15 protein-coding genes and 1 pseudogene are annotated in these 17,188 nt (G+C 64.6%); 5 read left to right on the top strand and 11 right to left on the bottom strand.

Features of this window, described 5'->3' with window-relative positions; all coding sequences use genetic code 11:
- Positions 1 to 3: 3 nt before the first annotated feature.
- The gene (locus F812_RS0113100) at positions 4 to 219 is read right to left on the bottom strand and encodes a DUF3126 family protein (RefSeq protein ID WP_020086439.1); all 216 of its coding nucleotides are present in this window, start codon (positions 217 to 219) and stop codon (positions 4 to 6) included.
- Positions 220 to 237: 18 nt separating this feature from the next.
- Complete coding sequence (gene cysE / locus F812_RS0113095) at positions 238 to 1,119, bottom strand: serine O-acetyltransferase (protein ID WP_020086438.1); 882 nt, start codon at positions 1,117 to 1,119, stop codon at positions 238 to 240.
- A gap of 387 nt (positions 1,120 to 1,506) precedes the next feature.
- On the opposite strand from cysE, the gene F812_RS0113090 reads away from it, so the two are divergent.
- Complete coding sequence (locus tag F812_RS0113090; RefSeq protein ID WP_020086437.1) at positions 1,507 to 2,307, top strand: enoyl-CoA hydratase; 801 nt, start codon at positions 1,507 to 1,509, stop codon at positions 2,305 to 2,307.
- A gap of 568 nt (positions 2,308 to 2,875) precedes the next feature.
- Here F812_RS0113090 and F812_RS0113080 read toward each other — a convergent pair.
- The 6 genes and pseudogenes from F812_RS0113080 to F812_RS0113055 form a co-directional block, all read right to left on the bottom strand.
- Complete coding sequence (locus F812_RS0113080) at positions 2,876 to 3,223, bottom strand: hypothetical protein (protein WP_020086436.1); 348 nt, start codon at positions 3,221 to 3,223, stop codon at positions 2,876 to 2,878.
- 225 nt (positions 3,224 to 3,448) lie between these two features.
- On the bottom strand, positions 3,449 to 3,808 hold the full coding sequence (locus F812_RS0113075) for a hypothetical protein (protein WP_020086435.1): 360 nt from the start codon (positions 3,806 to 3,808) through the stop codon (positions 3,449 to 3,451).
- Between the two features lie 53 nt (positions 3,809 to 3,861).
- On the bottom strand, positions 3,862 to 6,594 hold the full coding sequence (gene metH / locus F812_RS0113070; protein ID WP_425337465.1) for a methionine synthase: 2,733 nt from the start codon (positions 6,592 to 6,594) through the stop codon (positions 3,862 to 3,864).
- A 51-nt stretch (positions 6,595 to 6,645) separates the two neighbouring features.
- Positions 6,646 to 7,715 (bottom strand): annotated as a pseudogene (locus tag F812_RS0113065) (homocysteine S-methyltransferase family protein); the annotation flags it as partial.
- 45 nt (positions 7,716 to 7,760) lie between these two features.
- The gene (gene metF / locus F812_RS0113060; RefSeq protein ID WP_020086432.1) at positions 7,761 to 8,690 is read right to left on the bottom strand and encodes a methylenetetrahydrofolate reductase [NAD(P)H]; all 930 of its coding nucleotides are present in this window, start codon (positions 8,688 to 8,690) and stop codon (positions 7,761 to 7,763) included.
- Positions 8,687 to 9,700 carry an ArsR/SmtB family transcription factor gene (locus F812_RS0113055; protein WP_040498435.1) on the bottom strand — a complete coding sequence of 338 codons (1,014 nt, stop codon included), beginning with the start codon at positions 9,698 to 9,700 and terminating at the stop codon, positions 8,687 to 8,689. The genes metF and F812_RS0113055 overlap by 4 nt, the downstream gene beginning before the upstream one ends.
- Before the next feature lie 315 nt (positions 9,701 to 10,015).
- On the opposite strand from F812_RS0113055, the gene F812_RS0113050 reads away from it, so the two are divergent.
- From F812_RS0113050 to F812_RS27130, 4 genes are all read left to right on the top strand, one after another.
- Positions 10,016 to 10,558: a hypothetical protein gene (locus tag F812_RS0113050; RefSeq protein ID WP_020086430.1), complete on the top strand. Its 543-nt coding sequence runs from the start codon at positions 10,016 to 10,018 to the stop codon at positions 10,556 to 10,558.
- Positions 10,559 to 10,672: 114 nt separating this feature from the next.
- A complete protein-coding gene (locus F812_RS0113045) occupies positions 10,673 to 11,272 on the top strand; it encodes an ABC transporter substrate-binding protein (protein ID WP_020086429.1) in 600 nt (199 codons plus the stop codon).
- Positions 11,273 to 11,437: 165 nt separating this feature from the next.
- Positions 11,438 to 14,095, top strand: a complete 2,658-nt coding sequence (pepN, locus tag F812_RS0113040) for an aminopeptidase N (RefSeq protein WP_020086428.1) — start codon at positions 11,438 to 11,440, stop codon at positions 14,093 to 14,095.
- A 225-nt stretch (positions 14,096 to 14,320) separates the two neighbouring features.
- Complete coding sequence (locus F812_RS27130; protein ID WP_020086427.1) at positions 14,321 to 15,394, top strand: sensor histidine kinase; 1,074 nt, start codon at positions 14,321 to 14,323, stop codon at positions 15,392 to 15,394.
- A gap of 89 nt (positions 15,395 to 15,483) precedes the next feature.
- On the opposite strand, the gene F812_RS0113030 is transcribed toward F812_RS27130, so the two are convergent.
- Genes F812_RS0113030 through F812_RS0113020 form a run of 3 tightly spaced genes read right to left on the bottom strand, consistent with a single transcriptional unit; the run spans position 15,484 to position 17,168 of the window.
- Positions 15,484 to 16,029, bottom strand: a complete 546-nt coding sequence (locus F812_RS0113030; RefSeq protein ID WP_020086426.1) for a periplasmic heavy metal sensor — start codon at positions 16,027 to 16,029, stop codon at positions 15,484 to 15,486.
- Positions 16,026 to 16,538: a hypothetical protein gene (locus F812_RS25525; protein WP_020086425.1), complete on the bottom strand. Its 513-nt coding sequence runs from the start codon at positions 16,536 to 16,538 to the stop codon at positions 16,026 to 16,028. Before F812_RS25525 ends, F812_RS0113030 begins: the two co-directional genes overlap by 4 nt.
- A 24-nt stretch (positions 16,539 to 16,562) precedes the next feature.
- Positions 16,563 to 17,168 carry a sigma-70 family RNA polymerase sigma factor gene (locus F812_RS0113020; RefSeq protein ID WP_020086424.1) on the bottom strand — a complete coding sequence of 202 codons (606 nt, stop codon included), beginning with the start codon at positions 17,166 to 17,168 and terminating at the stop codon, positions 16,563 to 16,565.
- Between the last annotated feature and the right edge of the window lie 20 nt (positions 17,169 to 17,188).

Below are 17,188 nucleotides of genomic sequence, written 5' to 3'. Positions count from 1 at the left end.
GTCTCAAGCTTCCTCGAGATCCATCTCGAGGATGGCCATCTGGAACTGGTAGGAGACCTCACCGTCCTCCTCCTCGCGGAACAGCACGGCGATGAAGTCGTCGCCGACGTAGACCTCGGCGGAATCGTCCTTCTTGGGACGCGCGCGCACCGTGAGATTCTTGGTGCCGAACGTCTTCTTCAGATAGGCCTCGAGGCGGCCCAGCTCATCCTTCTTCACTTCCTGCTCCTTTGTTCGTCAAAGCATGGCGTAGTCGTCTGGCCCCATCAGCGAATCCACGGGGACGAAAGTCTGATCCATCGTGCGGCCAGGCTCGGCGGTGCCTGCGGGGCCGACGACCCGCGCGGGCACGCCCGCGACGGTGACGTGCGGGGGCACATCCGCCAGCACCACGCTGCCGGCCGCGATGCGCGAGCAGTTGCCCACGTGAATGTTGCCCAGCACCTTGGCACCCGCGCCGATCAGCACGCACGAGCCAATCTTGGGATGGCGATCTCCGGTCTGCTTTCCGCTGCCGCCGAGCGTCACGGCGTGGAGCAGCGAGCAGTCGTCGCCCACGGTCGCCGTTTCGCCGATCACGACGCCGGTCGCATGATCGAACATCAGTCCCTTGCCGAGACGGGCAGCGGGGTGAATGTCGACCGCGAACATGCGGGACGACTGGCTTTGCATGTAGAGCGCGAAATCGCGCCGGCCCTGGCGCCACAGCTCATGAGCGAAGCGGTAGGTCACGAGCGCATGGAAGCCTTTGAAATAGAGGAAGGGCTCAAGATAGCGTGTGCAAGCGGGATCGCGATCGAAGACGGCGGCAAGGTCGGCGCGAAATGCCTGACCGAGCGCTGGCTGTGAGGCGAGCACGTCGCGGAAGATCTGAACGATGAGGGGCGCGTCCACGTCGGCATGTCCGAGGCGCTGCGCAATCCGATGGCAGATCGCCTCCTCCAGGTTGTCGTGGCTGGCGACGGTCGCATAGATGAAGCCGGTGAGAGCGGGCTCTGCAGCCATGGCCGCCTCGGCCTCGCTGCGCAGTGAGGCCCAGATCGGGTCTTCGGCCGCGCGGTTGGGGGCCGTGCGCCGTTCGGTCTTGCCGGCAAGGGAAGAGTGCTTGGCGCCGCTCATGTCCGTTGTTCCTCAGCCCGCGGGCCTACGATGAGAGTTACGGATCCCGCCTCGGAGAGATCGCCAACCGGCTGATCCGTATCGCAGAGTACGCCTCGCACCTCATTATAGATCGGCGAGGTGGATCCGTAAGATAGATCGTGTCTGCTCGAAATCCTGGCTAGGGCGTATCGGCGCCGGCCCGGCCCGTCAATCTAAACCTCGGGCCAACGCGGCCTCCGGCCGCACCGCCCCCAGAGCGTGCCCGGGCCGCCCAGGTTGCAGGAGCCCGCGATGCCAGAGTTCCAGGCAGGCAGGGCGGCACGCCGCGTTGCGCTGGCCCGCCGCACGATCGCAAGATAGAAAGCGGCGCTCGGCTTTCCGCGGGCACCGAAGAGGACCTAACGCATGACAGAGACGCCCGCCTCCCCGCCCGACCTCACGCTCGAGATCGACGGACCGATCGCCTGGATCGTGGCGAACAACCCGGACCGGATGAACGCCTACACGGCCGACATGTGGGCGAAAATTCCCGTCCACGTGAGGGCGGCCGAGGCATCTCCGGATGTGCGCGTCATCATCCTGCGGGGCAGCGGCACGCGCGCGTTCTGCGCGGGAGCAGACATCTCGGAGTTCGAAAGCGCGCGGACCGGCGATCGTGCGGCCGAGTACGATCGGCTGAACCACGAGGCGTTCTCGGCGCTGCTCTCGGCGCACAAGCCCATCATCGCGATGATCCATGGCTTCTGCCTCGGCGGCGGGCTCGGCATCGCGGCGTGCGCCGATCTGAGGCTTGCCGATCACAAGGCGCAGTTCGCCATCCCCGCCGCCAAGCTTGGGCTCGGCTACAATCCCCGCTGGGTACCGCCCCTGCTCGCGCTGGCGCCCGCGGCGTTCATCAAGGAAATGCTGTTCACGGGACGGCGGTTTTCGGCGGCGGAAGCCGAGCGCATCGGCCTCGTCAACCGGCTGGTCGAGACCGACACGCTCGAAATTTCCGTGCGCTCCCTCGCGAGCGAGATCGCGAGCAACGCGCCGCTCACGGTGCGCGCGGCCAAGCTCACGATCGACGAACTGGTGCGCCATCCCGAGAACCCCGACACCCGCGAGCTCGACGCCGCCGTGCAAGCGTGCTTCGAAAGTGCGGACTATGTGGAGGGCCGGCGCGCATTCCTGGAGAAGCGCAAACCCGCATTCGCCGGCCGCTGATCTCTCGCGCGCCCTATTCCCGCGCTCGTAAAAAACTTTCTTCCGCGCTGCCGCTCGCAACGCAGCACGGCGGAACGCGCCCGTAACAAGGGCAAAATATTCGCGCGGCGCACAGGCGCCGCTCGTTTCCATGATGCATTGCACGATTGTTTTTACTTGGCAGGGAACGAATTTGCCCAATACTCCATTTGTCTCGACGGGATCCCTGCCCCGGCGGGATGCCCTATCAGGGCTAATGATGCTCCTGTTGTTTGTAATGCGTATGCACGAAAGCACCCCCCAGCCGGTCTCGTGCCGGCAGAGCTAGAACGGCCGGCGCGGCCCGCTCTTCGAGAGCAAGCCAAGCCGGGAGGAGGCAACGATGAACATTGCGATGCGACTGAACGTGCTCGCTGCACTGATGTCTTTCGGCTTCATCGCTGCAATCGTGGTCGGAATGGTCTGAGCGCTCTCCGGCCGCCTGATCGCGATTCAGCTCCCCGCCGTCCTTCAAAGGCGGACACCTAAAAAAGGCGCGAGACCCGAAGCGACAATCGCCCGGGTCTCGCGCCTTCAATATTTCTAAGGGCTACTTCTTGAGGTGATAGCCCAGGATAGCGGCGGCGAGCACGGCGTATTCCGCCTTCACGCGTCCCCACGGAACCTCAGAGAGCAGCGGAAGCTGCGGACCCCACGTCCACAGCACGGCCGCGATGAGGCCGAGGCCCAGCGCCCAAGACAGCGTGTGGCTCGACGGCGCGCCGACATCCTTCAGGATTTGAGCCGCAATGACGCCGATAAGGAACACGACGATGGCGGCGACGACAGCGAAGATGAAGAGACGGAACTCTCCGAACTTGATGAAGCCCATGAGAGCGGTGCTGCCAAACCAGCCGATCACGATCTGGAGCAGCAGAAGCACGAGACGTCCAAGCATGTGAGTTCTCCCCCAGTTAGCTGCCGGCCGAATTCCCCCTCGGGCCGCACATCCGGCCCACGCGCCACACGCGACACCGATAGAAACCGGGTGATCGCGGCTTTGCCGACACGGCACATGCCCAAGCATTTAGAGCATGATTCCTACGTCGGATTCGCAGCATCCGACGCCGTCTGCTCTACCATGAAGATCCGCATTGGGAAACAAAGCATTGGAAACGCCGGCTCACGCGGCGTGACGGGCAGTCGTGAAGAAATATCCCGCGATCGCCGCGGCAACCGGAGCGAACGTAAAGAGATGACTGGCCAGCTCCGACTGACCGGCTGACGGCGCGACGAACATGATCGCAGCCGCCGCCGCGATAATCGCGAACGATACGGAGGCGATGAGCGAGAGAACGGACGGCGGCGCGATGGTCTTAGTGATGCGCGAGCCGATGAACGCGCCGATCAGCACGATGACCGCGCCGACGGCCGCTACGATGTAATAGTAGGCCGGACCGTATGTGACGAAGAAACCAACCAGGTTAGGCGCGGCAATCCATGCCGCTGCAGCCTGAGCCACGGCCAGATTCACGAACGGCATCGCCTTTTCCCCCTCGCCTCGAAACGCGGCGGGCTAGAGGCCCGCCGTGCCGATCATGCCACGTTTTTCCGCTCCGAGACAGCATCGTAGTTGAGCACCGGCGCGAGCCAGCGCTCGGCCTCCGACACCGCCCAGCCCTTGCGGCGCGCGTAATCCTCGACCTGATCGCGCTCCACCTTGCCCACGCCGAAATAGTGGCTTTGGGGATGAGAGAAGTAGATGCCGGAGACGGCGGCACCCGGCCACATGGCGTAGCTCTCGGTGAGCTCGATGCCGGTCTCGGCTTCGACGTTCATGAGGTCCCACAGCGTCCGCTTCTCGGTGTGATCCGGCTGGGCCGGATAGCCGGGCGCGGGACGGATGCCCTTGTATTTCTCCAGGATCAGCTCGTCGTTCGAGAGCTTCTCGTCGCGAGCGTAGCCCCACAGCTCGCGCCGCACCTTGGCGTGCATGGCTTCTGCGAAGGCTTCGGCGAGGCGGTCCGCAAGCGCCTTGGCGATGATGCGGCTGTAATCGTCGGTTGCCTTGATATGGGTCCGGATCGCCTCTTCCTCGCCGATGCCCGCCGTGACTGCGAAACCGCCGACGTAATCGGCAAGCCCCGTCTCTTTGGGGGCAACGAAGTCGGCAAGCGCGGTGTGGGCGCGATCGCGCGAGGGATCACGCGCAATCTGCTGACGCAGCGTGAACAGTTTCGTGCGCTCCGTGCTGCGTGTCTCGTCGGTATAGAGCGCGATGTCGTCACCGACGCTGTTGGCGGGCCAGAAGCCGACAACGGCGTTGGCGGTGAACCACTTCTCCGCCACGATGCGATCGAGCAGAGCGCGCGCGTCCGCGAAGAGCTTCCGCGCCTCGGTCCCGACCTTGTTGTCATCGAGGATCGCAGGGTAGCGGCCCGTCAACTCCCACGCCTGGAAGAAGGGCGTCCAATCGATGTAGGGGGCGAGGCTTCCGAGATCGAAATTCTTGAACGTGCGCGTGCCGAGGAAAGAGGGCTTCGGCGGCGTGTAGCTCGCCCAATCGATGGCGTACTTGTTGGCGCGGGCCGCGGCAATGGTGATGCGCTGCTTCTTGGCCTCGTTGGCGAGATGGGCTTCGCGCACCTTGACGTACTCGGCCTTGATGCCATCGACGTAGGGCTTGCTTTCGGTCTCCGAAAGCAAGTTCGAAACCACGCCCACGGCGCGGCTCGCATCGAGCACATAGATCGCCTGCCCCTTGTTGTAGTTGGGGCTGATCTTTACGGCCGTGTGCACGCGGCTCGTGGTGGCGCCGCCGATGAGCAGAGGCACCGAGAAGCCCTCCCGCTCCATCTCCGCCGCGACGAAGCACATCTCGTCGAGCGACGGCGTGATGAGGCCCGAGAGGCCGATGATGTCCGCCTTCTCCTTCTTGGCGGTCTCCAGGATCTTGGCGGCCGGCACCATCACGCCGAGGTCGATCACCTCGTAGTTGTTGCACTGGAGCACGACGCCGACGATGTTCTTGCCGATGTCGTGGACGTCGCCCTTCACCGTCGCCATCACGACCTTACCGGCAGACGGCAACTGATCCGTACCGGAGAGGCGCTTCTCCTCTTCCAGGTACGGCTGCAGATAGGCTACCGCCTGCTTCATCACGCGCGCACTCTTGACGACTTGCGGCAGGAACATCTTGCCCGCGCCGAACAGGTCGCCCACGACGTTCATGCCGGCCATCAGCGGGCCCTCGATCACGTGGAGCGGCTTGTCGGCCTGCTGGCGGGCCTCCTCCGTGTCGGCCTCAATGAAATCGGTGATGCCGTGCACGAGCGAGTGCGTGAGACGCTCCTGCACAGTGCCGTTGCGCCAGGTGAGATCCTTCTCCTTGCCTTTCGCGCCGCCGCCTTCTCCCTTGAAACGGGGAGCGGCCTCGAGCAGGCGGTCCGTGGCGTCGGGGCGGCGGTTGAGGATCACGTCCTCGGACAGCTCGCGCAGCTCGGCCGGGATGTCGTCATAGAGGGCGAGCTGGCCCGCGTTGACGATGCCCATGTCCATGCCCGCCTTGATGGCGTGGTAGAGGAAGACCGCGTGCATGGCCTCGCGCACGGGCTCGTTGCCGCGGAAGGCGAACGACAGGTTGGAGACACCGCCCGAGATGTGCGTCAGCGGCATCTTCTCTTTGATCTGGCGCGCGGCCTCGATGAAGGCGATGCCGTATCCGTTGTGCTCCTCGATGCCGGTCGCCACCGCGAAGATATTGGGATCGAAGATGATGTCTTCCGGCAAGAAGCCGACCTTCTCCGTGAGCAGCTTGTAAGCCCGCTCGCAGATCGAAACCTTGCGCTCGATGGTGTCCGCCTGCCCCTGCTCGTCGAACGCCATCACGACGACGGCCGCGCCGTAACGCTGCACCTTGCGGGCCTGATCGAGGAACTGCGCTTCGCCCTCCTTGAGGGAGATCGAGTTGACGATCGCCTTGCCCTGCACGCACTTGAGGCCCGCCTCGATGACGCTCCACTTGGAGCTGTCGATCATGATCGGCACGCGGGCGATGTCCGGCTCGGAGGCGATGAGGTTGAGGAACGTGCTCATCGCCTTCTCGGAATCGAGCAGGCCCTCATCCATGTTGACGTCGAGGATCATGGCGCCAGCCTCGACCTGCTGGCGCGCGACCGCGAGCGCGGCCGGGTAGTCGTTCGCCTCGATCAGCTTACGAAACTTCGCCGAGCCGGTGACGTTTGTTCTCTCGCCGACGTTGATGAAGGACTGCGCTGCGCTTGCGGTGGTCATTCTTTTCTTTCTCGCTTCTCCGCGCTCCCCCGCCAAAGAAGGAAAGCGGCATTTTTTATTCAGTGCGTTTCATCTCGCGCCGGGGAACGCGGACCTTACCCATGCACGAAGGGCTCGAGGCCGGAGAGGCGCATCTTGGGCGCGATCTCGGGAATCTTACGCGGCGGAAACTTCGCGACGTGCTCGGCGATGTGGCTGATGTGATCGGGCGTCGATCCGCAGCACCCGCCGATGATGTTGATGAGCCCGTCCTCGGCCCACGGCTCAGTTGCACAGGCCATGTCCTCGGGCGTCTCATCGTAACCGCCCATCGCATTCGGCAATCCTGCGTTGGGATAGGCCGAGATGCGCACGTCAGCCACGTGCGAAAGCTCCGCGAGATAGGGGCGCATCAGCTCCGCGCCCAGCGCGCAGTTGAGGCCGATCGAGAACGGCTTCAGGTGGCGCATGGAATACCAGAAGGCTTCGGCGGTCTGTCCTGAAAGCGTGCGGCCCGAGCGGTCTGTGATGGTGCCCGAGATCATGATCGGCAGCGTCACGCCCATCTCGTCGAAGGCTTCGAGAGTGGCAAGGCCCGCAGCCTTCGCGTTCAGCGTGTCGAAGATCGTTTCGATCAGAATGATGTCGCTTCCGCCTTCGATCAGCGCGCGCACCTGCTCCTTGTAGGCGTCGCGCAGCTCGTCGAACGTGACGTTGCGGAAACCCGGATTGTTCACATCGGGTGAGATCGACGCGGTTCTGTTGGTCGGGCCGACGGCACCTGCGACGAAGCGAGGCTTGTCCGGCGTGAGCTTCGTGTATTTGTCGGCAGCCGCGCGGGCAAGCTTGGCCGCCGCGACGTTGATCTCATAAGAGAGGTGCTCCATGCCATAGTCCGCCATGGAGATGCGCTGCGCGTTGAACGTATTGGTCTCGATGATGTCGGCGCCGGCCGCGAGATACTGCTCGTGGATGTCCTGGATGATCTTCGGCTGCGTGAGCACCAGAAGGTCGTTGTTGCCTTTGACGTCGCGCTCCCAGTCCTTGAAACGCTCGCCGCGGTAGCCGGCCTCGTCCAGCTTGTGGCGCTGGATCATGGTGCCCATGGCTCCGTCGATGATCAGGATGCGCTCTGAGGCGGCCTTTTCGAGGGCTTTGGCGCTTTCGATTGTCTTCATGGTCTCAACTCGAGTTCGTGTTCGATTGACGAAAGGCGGATCGGGTCAGGCTTGCGCCTTGCGCTGCTCCAATGGCGCCACCTTGAGCGGCCTGAGGCCGAGCAAATGGCAGATGGCGTAGACGAGATCGGCACGGTTCAGCGTGTAGAAGTGGAAGGTCTTGATGCCCTGATCCACGAGGTCCATCACCTGCTCGGTTGCGACGGCAGCCGCGACGAGGTGGGTGGTCGCCGGATCCTCGTCCAAGCCTTCGAAGCGGCGCGCGAGCCAGGCCGGCACGCTGGCGCCTGTCCTGATCGCAAAACCCGCGACCTGGCGGAAGTTGTGGATCGGAACGATGCCGGGCGTGATCGGAACCCAGATGCCTGCGGCCCGGGCGCGCTCGAGAAAGCGCAGGTAATGCGTATTGTCGAACCCGAACTGCGTGATGATGCGATCGGCGCCCGCGTCTACCTTGGCCTTCAGGTTGTCGATGTCGGCCTGGAGCGAGGGGCTTTCGGGGTGCTTCTCGGGATAGCCACCCACGGAAATCTCGAAGTTGGCGATCTTCTTGAGACCGGCGACGAGATCGGCCGCATTCACGTAGCCGCCCGGGGTCGGCGTGTAGCGCTGGCCGACGCCGCCAGCCGGATCGCCGCGCAAAGCCACGATATGGCGGACACCCGCATCCCAATAGGCGCGGGCGACGGCATCCACCTCCTCGCGCGTAGCATCGACGCAGGTGAGATGGGCGGCCGGACGCAGCGCCGTCTCCTTGATGATGCGCGCGACGGTGGCGTGCGTGCGCTCGCGCGTCGAGCCGCCCGCGCCGTAGGTGACCGATACGAACTCCGGACACAGCGGCGCCAGACGGTTGATGGCGGCCCACAGGGTCTCCTCCATCTTCTCCGTCTTGGGCGGGAAGAACTCGAACGAGACTTCGATCTCGCCAGCGCCGAGCAGACGGCTTTTTCTTTCGTTGGCTGGGGGCGTCATGAGCCGATCCGTTCCAGTTTTTGAGGTTTAGATTCCGCTGCGACCGCTTCGGGCCTGCGCGCGAGCCAAAGCGAGACGGTGAGCTGCTGGCGATCGTCGCCTTGCTCGGGCTCGAGGTTGCGCACCTCGATGCCGGCGAGGCCCTGCTCGGCAAGCCAAGCAGTGACCTGCTCCTGCTCGAAGCCGAGACGCTCGTGGGCGTGCTCCTCGCGCAGGCTTTCGATGCCGTGCGGGGCGAAGTCGACGATCAGAAGGCGCCCGCCGGGCGCCAGAATGCGGGCCGCCTCGCGAATGGCGTGCGCGGGCTCCGACAGGTAGTGCAGCACCTGATGGATGACGACGCCGTCCGCCACGCCGTCGGGCAAAGAGAGGTCGTAGATATCGCCGTGGCGGACTTCCGCACGCGAGAGGCCCGACGTGTTGAGCTTGCTGCTCGCGTAGGCGAGCATGGACTTGTTGACGTCGAGGCCGATCCCGCGCTCGTAGCGATCCGCGAACACCTCGAGCATACGGCCCGTTCCGGTTCCGAGATCGACGAAGAGCTTGAACGGCGGGCCAGCGAGCGCCGACGTAATGGCCGCTTCCACGGCTGCATCCGACACATAGAGGGCGCGGATACGGTCCCAGTCGGCCGCGTGCTCCTGGAAGTAGGTTTGGGCAGCAGCCTCACGCTCGCGCTTCAGGGAGTCGGCGCGCTCGCTGTCGCGGCGGAGGACGGGATCGCGCGTATCGACGGTGTCGAGGATGCGCCGGACGAGGCGGCCGCCCTCGGAGCGCTCGGAGACGTGGAAGTAGACCCAGCTTCCCTCGCGGAAGCGTTCGATCAGCCCGGCCTCCGCCAGAAGCTTCAAATGCCGGCTGATCCGGGGCTGGCTCTGCCCCAGGATCTGCGTCAGGTCCTTGACGTTAAGCTCGCCCGCGGCCAGCAGCAGCAGGATGCGCAGACGCGTCGCCTCGGCTGCCGCCTTGAGCGCGGTGACCAACTCTTGCGTATCGAGCGTCCCTGTCATCGCTTCCGCCATCTGTTTCGCGGAAACATATAAAGATATGTTTATATGTCAAGATCGATTTCGGCGCCTGGGAGCTGGATCTTGCTCCAAAACTGCACACAGAGAGGGGCCTATCAAGATTTCAGTAACCATGTCGTAAGGGGTTCGCCCTATGGTTGCGCTCTCGACGACTTTTGGAATCCTGGGGGGCGGGACTTCATGCACGGCGCGGCATCCGACACATCCATTTCTTCTGTTTCCCAATCCTCTCCGCCCGCTCCTCTCCTTCCTCTCACATTCGAGCAGTCCGCCGAGGGGTCTGGACGGTTCGTGCTGATGGCGGTCTTGTGCCCCATTCTGATCGCGCTGCTCACGCCGTTCTGGCTCGTGCTCGCAAAGCTCGCATCCGATCCTGCGGCGCGCGCGGTGCTTGTTGCGCGGCCCATGCTGGCGCTTCACCTCGGCCTCGCCCTCGTCGCGCTCGGCTGGATTTTCGGCTGGCCCCTGCTGTTCCTTGCGAGAGGCTCATTCCGGCGGCGCCTGATCAGCATCGAGAACGGCTTCGTAACGGCCTCGGAGCGCGGGCTTTTTGGCATTCGCTCCTGGATCGAGCCGGTCTCGGCGTATGCCGGCGTCACAAATCGGGTGCGCTCCTCGCTGTCGGGTGTCCGCCACGAGTTGGTCCTCGTGCACGCAAGCCCTTCGAAATCCGTGATTTTGTACGCCTCGCCCCGGATTTCGCAGGAGGCGGTCGATTCCGTGTCCGGGCAGCTCAAACTTGCCGAAATTCCGTCGCGGGAGGCCGCTAGCTTCGCGCCATTGCACGGGTTCTTCCATCTCTCAGAGCCTCGGCCTCAACTTGCAGCGGCCCAAATCTAGGGTTGCCAAGGCTTTGACTAGATCGCGTGCACGTGCTGAATGAGGGGAAAGTGGTCGGTCGAGCCCCACGGAGGGTATTTCGGCCATGCCCGATATAGCGGGAGCTAGGTTTCGATGACGACGGTTCGCCAGCGCTTGCCCCTGGGGCAGAGCGCATTCAACCTCCGGGCAGCAGCTCTCTCGGTTGCGTTGCTGATAGCAGGCACGCTCACGGCCGCAGCGGAATCGCCGGCGGCTTACATGCAGCGCGTGGCCAACCAGCTCGTCGCGGCCTCGCGTACCGGTTCCGAAGCCGACTTCGCCACCACCATACGCAGCCACGCTGACGTGCCCACCATCGGCCTCACCGCGCTCGGCTCCTACGCCCAGACGCTGCCCAAGGCCGATCGCCCGGCCTACTACAACGGCATGATCAGCTTCATCGCCCGCTATGCCGCCAAGGAGGCGCCGAAGTATCCGGTGGCCAAGGCGATCATGGTCGGACAGACCAAGGAGACCGCGGCCGGGATCTACGTCGACAGCCGCGTGACGCTGAAGAGCGGAGAGACCTATGACGTACGCTGGCGCCTCGTGCGCCGTGGCGGCGTGTTCAAGGTCCGCGACGCCGAGATCATCGGCTTCGAGATGACGTCGTTCCTGAACACCCTGTTCCAGAACTTCATCTCGGAGAACGGCGGCAACCCCAAGACGCTGGTGATTGCGCTCAACCGGTGAGGAGACGCGCGCGCGTTCGTCTCTCGGCATCGTTCTTCGGCTTGGCATCACTCTTCAACTTGGCATCCCAGGGCAAAGTCGGGCTAAGCTCCAACGCTAGGCGATGATTCCGGCGTTGCGGCCCCTGGTCCGCGTTCCGCCGGCCTTTGCTGTCCCGGAGATGCCATGAAGATCGACACCCCTCGCCCCCGCCGTCTCAAGGACTATCGTCCGCCAGCCTATCTCGTCGATCACGTGGATCTCGACTTCGCGCTCGACCCCGAGCGGACCGAGGTGAAGGCGCGCCTCCAGATCCGGCGCAACCCTGCAGCCGACACACCTGCGGGCAAGCCGCTGGTGCTCGACGGGGAGCAGCTCGAGCTCGGGACGATCGCCATCGACGGCAAGCCGCTTTCACCCGCCGAGTACGCGCTCGACGAGACCTCGCTCACCATTCCCAAGGTGCCGAGCCGTCCGTTCTCTCTCGAGCTGCAAACCTTCATCAACCCGGAGGCAAACAAGGCGCTGCAGGGCCTCTATCGCTCGCGCGGCGTGTTCTGCACCCAGTGCGAGGCCGAGGGCTTCCGGCGCATCACCTTCTTCCCCGACCGGCCGGACGTGCTCTCCACCTACACCTGCCGCATCGAGGCCGATACGGAGCTTGCACCGATCCTTCTCGCGAACGGCAATCCTGTCGATCGCGGCAAGCTCGCGCGCGGGGCGCGCCATTTCGCGGTGTGGCAGGATCCGCACCCCAAGCCCTCTTACCTGTTCGCCCTGGTCGGCGGTGACCTCGGGCACATCGCCTCGACCTTCAAGACGCAGTCGGGCCGTAAGGTCGATCTCAAGATCTACGTCGAGCACGGGAAGGAAGCGCGCGCGGAATGGGCGATGGATTCGCTCAAGCGCTCCATGCGGTGGGACGAGACGCGCTTCGGGCGCGAGTACGATCTCGACGTGTTCAACATCGTCGCCGTGTCGGACTTCAACATGGGCGCGATGGAGAACAAGGGGCTCAACATCTTCAACGACCGGCTGATCCTCGCTTCGCCCGAGACCGCAACGGACGCAAACTTCGAATCCATCGAGAGCGTCGTCGCCCACGAGTACTTCCACAACTGGACCGGCAACCGCATCACCTGCCGCGACTGGTTCCAGCTCTGCCTCAAGGAAGGGCTCACGGTCTACCGCGACCAGGAGTTCTCGGCCGACGAGCGCTCGGCCACGGTGCAGCGCATCCTCGACGTGCGGCTTCTGCGTGCCGCGCAGTTCACCGAGGATGCGGGCCCGCTCGCGCATCCGGTGCGGCCCGAGTCCTACATCGAGATCAACAACTTCTACACGGCCACCGTCTACGAGAAGGGCGCCGAGCTAGTGCGGATGATCGAGACCATTCTGGGGCGCGAGGATTTCCGCCGCGGCATGGATCTCTACTTCGAGCGCCACGACGGCGAAGCCGCCACCATCGAGGATTTTCTCTCCTCGTTCGAGGACGCGTCAGGGCGCGACCTTTCCCACTTCAAGCTCTGGTACTCCCAGGCCGGCACACCGGAGCTCGTGTGCTCGCTCTCTTACGACAAGGCGAAGCGCAAGGCCGATCTCAAGATCGAGCAGGTGCTGCCTCCGACACCGGGCGAGAGCAAGAAAAAGCCGCTGCACATCCCGGTTCGCATCGGGCTCATCGGCGCCAACGGCGACGAGATCCCGCTCAAGCTCGATACGGGCGAGACCATCGACGACGGCGTGCTTCACCTCACGCGGCGCGCGCAGACGTTCCGGTTCGACGAGGTGCCCTCCGCGCCTGTGCCTTCGATCCTGCGTGGCTTCTCGGCGCCGGTGAACGTCACGATGAACCTGTCCGATCGTGATCTCGAATTCCTGATGGCGCACGATCGCGACCTGTTCAACAGGTGGCAGGCTGCAAACACCTACGCGACGCGAACGCTCATCGACATGGTGAAGTCGCTGCGCAAAGGCGAGAAGCCTGCGGCCCGCGCGACCGGATTCGTCAAGGCGCTCGGCATCGCTGTGGGCCTCTCGGATCATGAGCCCGCCTATCGCGCCGAGCTGCTCAAGCTGCCGAGCCAAGCGGACATCGCGCGCGTCATCGGGCGCAACGTGGATCCGGGCTTGATCTTCCGCGCGCATCGCCAGCTCGCCAAGCTCACCGGCTCGACGATCGGCTCGCTGCTCGAAGACATCTACAAGGAGATGAAGCCCGAGAAGACGTTCTCGCCCAGTGCGCAGAGCGCAGGGCGGCGCGCGTTGCGCAATGCGGCGCTCACGTTGCTCACGGCGCGCGGTACGGCCGACGACGAGGGCCGGCTCGCGGATCATTTCTTCAAGGCCGGCAACATGACCGACGAGCAGCACGCGCTCATGCTGCTGGCTTCGGGCTCTCATCCGCTGCGTGAGAAAGCGCTCGCACGCTTCTACGACCGCTGGAAGGGCGACCATCTGGTGATCGACACATGGTTCGCCGCCCAGGCGCAGCACACGCTCCGTCCGGCGATCAGCCACGTGAAGGCGCTGACCCGTCATCCCCTCTTCAGTCTGACGGCGCCCAACAAGGTGCGCGCCCTGATCGGCACCTTCGCGATGCAGAACCAAGTGCAGTTCCATAGGCCCGATGGCGCAGGCTACGACTTCGTGGCGAAACAGGTGCTCGCGATCGACCGTTTCAACCCCTCGATCGCCGCGCGGATGCTGGCCGCTTTCCGAACCTGGCACGCCCTCGAAACCGGCCGCCGGGGCCTTGCGCGCCAAGCTCTTCAAGGGGTTGCGCGTACTCCCAATCTCTCCCGGGACGTGTTCGAGATCGTGTCCAAGATGCTCGATCAGTAACACCTCTGAAAACTCTGATTGCGCTCATTTAATCTCCCTCGACAGGGGACTCGCGAATCGGTGAACTAGGCTGGTGATTCGCCGGCGTACCGGCAGATTCCCCGATTGCGCAAAGCACGAAAATTCGCACTGGAGACTAGGATGGCTGGGACCTTGTCCGCCTGTCCACGAGACGAGTCTGTCCTTCGGGATGCCGCCCTTTCCGAGGGGCACGCAGCCCCCGTAATGGCGGCTTTGATTCGTAGCGTGACCGGACCAGGTCTCGTGCGTCTGCTTCAGGCGATGGCCCTTCTTCAGGCCGGTGCGCTTGCCATGGCTGTTGTGCATCCCATTCCAGTATCCACGCTCACGATCCTGCTTACCGGTCTAGCCGTTACACTTGCCGTTCTTTCACTGCCCCGCCTGGCGGCCGCGCCCACGGCCGATGCCGGCGGTACACAGCACGTCTCCCAATCAGCCGATCTCTCTCCCTCGGTTCTGGGCAGCGGGGCCTCGCCCTCCCCGCTGCCCTTCATGGGGGAGCGCATCGCGCTCGATCCGAATTCCTTCGAACTCTCGGGCCTTGCCCGCGCAGCCGCGCGGCTCAGCCAGATGTCTGCGGCACGCGGTCATCCCTGGGGTGATCTGATCGCCCGCGTCAGCCACGAGTTGCGCACGCCCCTCAACGCCGTCATCGGCTTTTCCGACGTGATGCAGTCCGAGTTGCTTGGACCCGTCGGCCATCCGCGCTACCGCGAATATGCGCGCCACATCCGCGACTGCGGCCGCGACCTCCTGAAATCCGCCGAGGACACCCTCGCCATCACCTGCCTGCTCGATCACGATCCGAGTGCCGGGCTCGACACCGGCGTCGACCTTCGTGCCATGGTGCAGGATGCCTGGGCCTTCCACTCCGATCTCAGCAACGGTCTCGTGCTCGAAGCCGAGATTCCTGATGGCCTGGAAGTTCTGGTGGACAGCCGGCCGATGCGCCAAATCCTGATCAATCTCTTTGCAGAGGCGGTTCGCCGCTCCGATGCACGTGGGGTGGTGGGCCTCGTCGCGACGGTGGACGGCGATCTCGCCCAGATCGAGATTTTCCTGCGTGGCCGCCCGGATGAGGTGAGCGTTCAGCAGGCGTCGCTGCCGATCTGCCTCGCCCGCGCGCTCCTCGAGCTGCATGGCGCTGCTCTCGTCGAGGTCGACGATCCGTTCTCGACGTGGCGTGCGCTCACGGTTCTGCGCTGCGCGGCCCAGAACGATTTCTTCCGTCTGCCAGGCCTTCAGCCCGTAGAGCAGGCCGCCGCACATCTCTGCTGACGGCAGCGAGCGCTGCCGAAAGCGCGCCGGACTTTCAAGCTCTCGTACGGAAAGTTCCTCCGCGAGCGCCGAGCTTCGATTGCGCGGCGCTACTCAGGCGGAGGCGGCGCTTCTTTCTCGTCCTTTTTGGCATCCTTGCCGCGGCGGAAGGGCTCGCTCTTCTTACGCCACCAGTCGGCCAGCATACGGCGTTCCTCGGTGGTCAGTGTGCCGGCATGTCCGAGGAACACCTGCACGGCGGCCTGACGCAGCGCGCGCTCCTTCTCGGCGACCGTAGCGATGGCCGTTTCCAGGGCCGCGCGATCGAACGGCTCGGCGGCGAGCTTATCGGCCGCGTCGCGGCGTGCGACGCCGATGTCGTCCATCAGCGGGCGCAGCGTAACGCGATCTTCCTTGAGCTGCTTGCGGATCTCCTTGCGCCGCTCGGGAGGAAGAACGCGCGTAAGCCCCATCAGGCCGAAGTCCTCTCCGCGTCCCTGTCCATGGCGCGGCGGATGGTTCTTGAACCCATACATGGTGCCGCCCACGATGCCGAGGATCAGCAGGTTGAGCGCCAGCGAGGCGATCAACGCGATCTTCAAGCGCCGCGATCCCGTGCCCGCAGACCCCGCTCCCGACTGAGAGACGTCGCTCACAATGTATCCTCCTCAAACAGGCTGATCGCGTCGCTGTCGAGCGCAATCTGGCCGGGGTCGATCTCGTAAGACGTGCTGGCCACCAGCGGCTCCACCGCGGTGTCGAAGGTGCCGGAAAGCCCGAAGAAACCGCCGAGCACGAGCGAAGCCGCGAGCAATGCGGCTGCCGGCCATTGCGCTTCGTGCGTTGGGGCGGGACGGCGTTCGAACACCGACCACCGCGAGCGGGCAGGCGCGCGCGCGGCCGCCGGCGTCTCGGCCTCGGCTGCGGCGAGAATGCGATCCGCAAGAGCGCGCGTATCGAACGCAGGCTCGGGCGCGAGATCGAGCAGCCGGTCCAGCGCTTCGGCCTGGCGCAGGCGCTCCCGCGCCTCAGGGCTCTCGGCGAGCAGTCCGGCAAAATTCCTGCGCACCGGCGCGGGCCAGCGCGTGCGGTCGCTCCCAAAGCGCTCGAGGACGTCCTCGAAAGCGTCGAGGCTCGCTCCTCCTGTCGTGATCTTCTCGGTCATAGCCGTTGTCCCAGGCTCGAAACTTCAACTCTCGCTTTGCAGCAAACTTTTCCAATCTTTCTCCAGGCTGGCGCGCAGCGCGCGGCGCGCACGCGCCAGGAGCGACTCCACCGCCTCGTCTGAAACGCCGAGCACCTCTCCCACCTCGGACTGGCTCAAGCCTTCGTGGTGGAACAGCGTCAGCGCGCGCCGTTGCCGTTCGGGGAGCGCATTCATGGCCTCGCCGACACGCTTGGCGAGATCCTGCTCCTCAAGGCCCACCTGCTGGCTCGGCTCCTCGGCCACTTCCGGCACCTCGTCTGTCACCACGGTCCGCCTCGACGACCGGATGCGGTCGAGGCACAGGTTCGACGTTACGCGCCTCAGCCAGGGGCGGAGCCCATGGGGACCGAGCTCGAGGGTTTCTCCAGCACGCCAGAGCCTCAATAGGGCTTCCTGGGCGATGTCGTCCGCCTCCGCCTCGTCCTTCAACATGCGCCGGGCGAGCGTCACGATCGAAGCGAGGTGGCGATCCACGAGAATACGGAAAGCCTGACGGTCCTGGCGAGCCACGCGCGTCAGCAGCACGCGGTCCTCGGGCGCATCCGGCCACGGCCCCGTCCGTACATTCGCTCCCGGTGTCGTCCCCATCGGTCCTTGTGGCCCCGACC

It is taken from the genome of Hyphomicrobium zavarzinii ATCC 27496, from assembly GCF_000383415.1.
In the GTDB taxonomy this organism is placed as follows: domain Bacteria; phylum Pseudomonadota; class Alphaproteobacteria; order Rhizobiales; family Hyphomicrobiaceae; genus Hyphomicrobium_C; species Hyphomicrobium_C zavarzinii.
The sequence above is the reverse complement of the archived record's forward strand: the minus strand, read 5'-3'. Positions and strand labels throughout refer to the sequence as shown.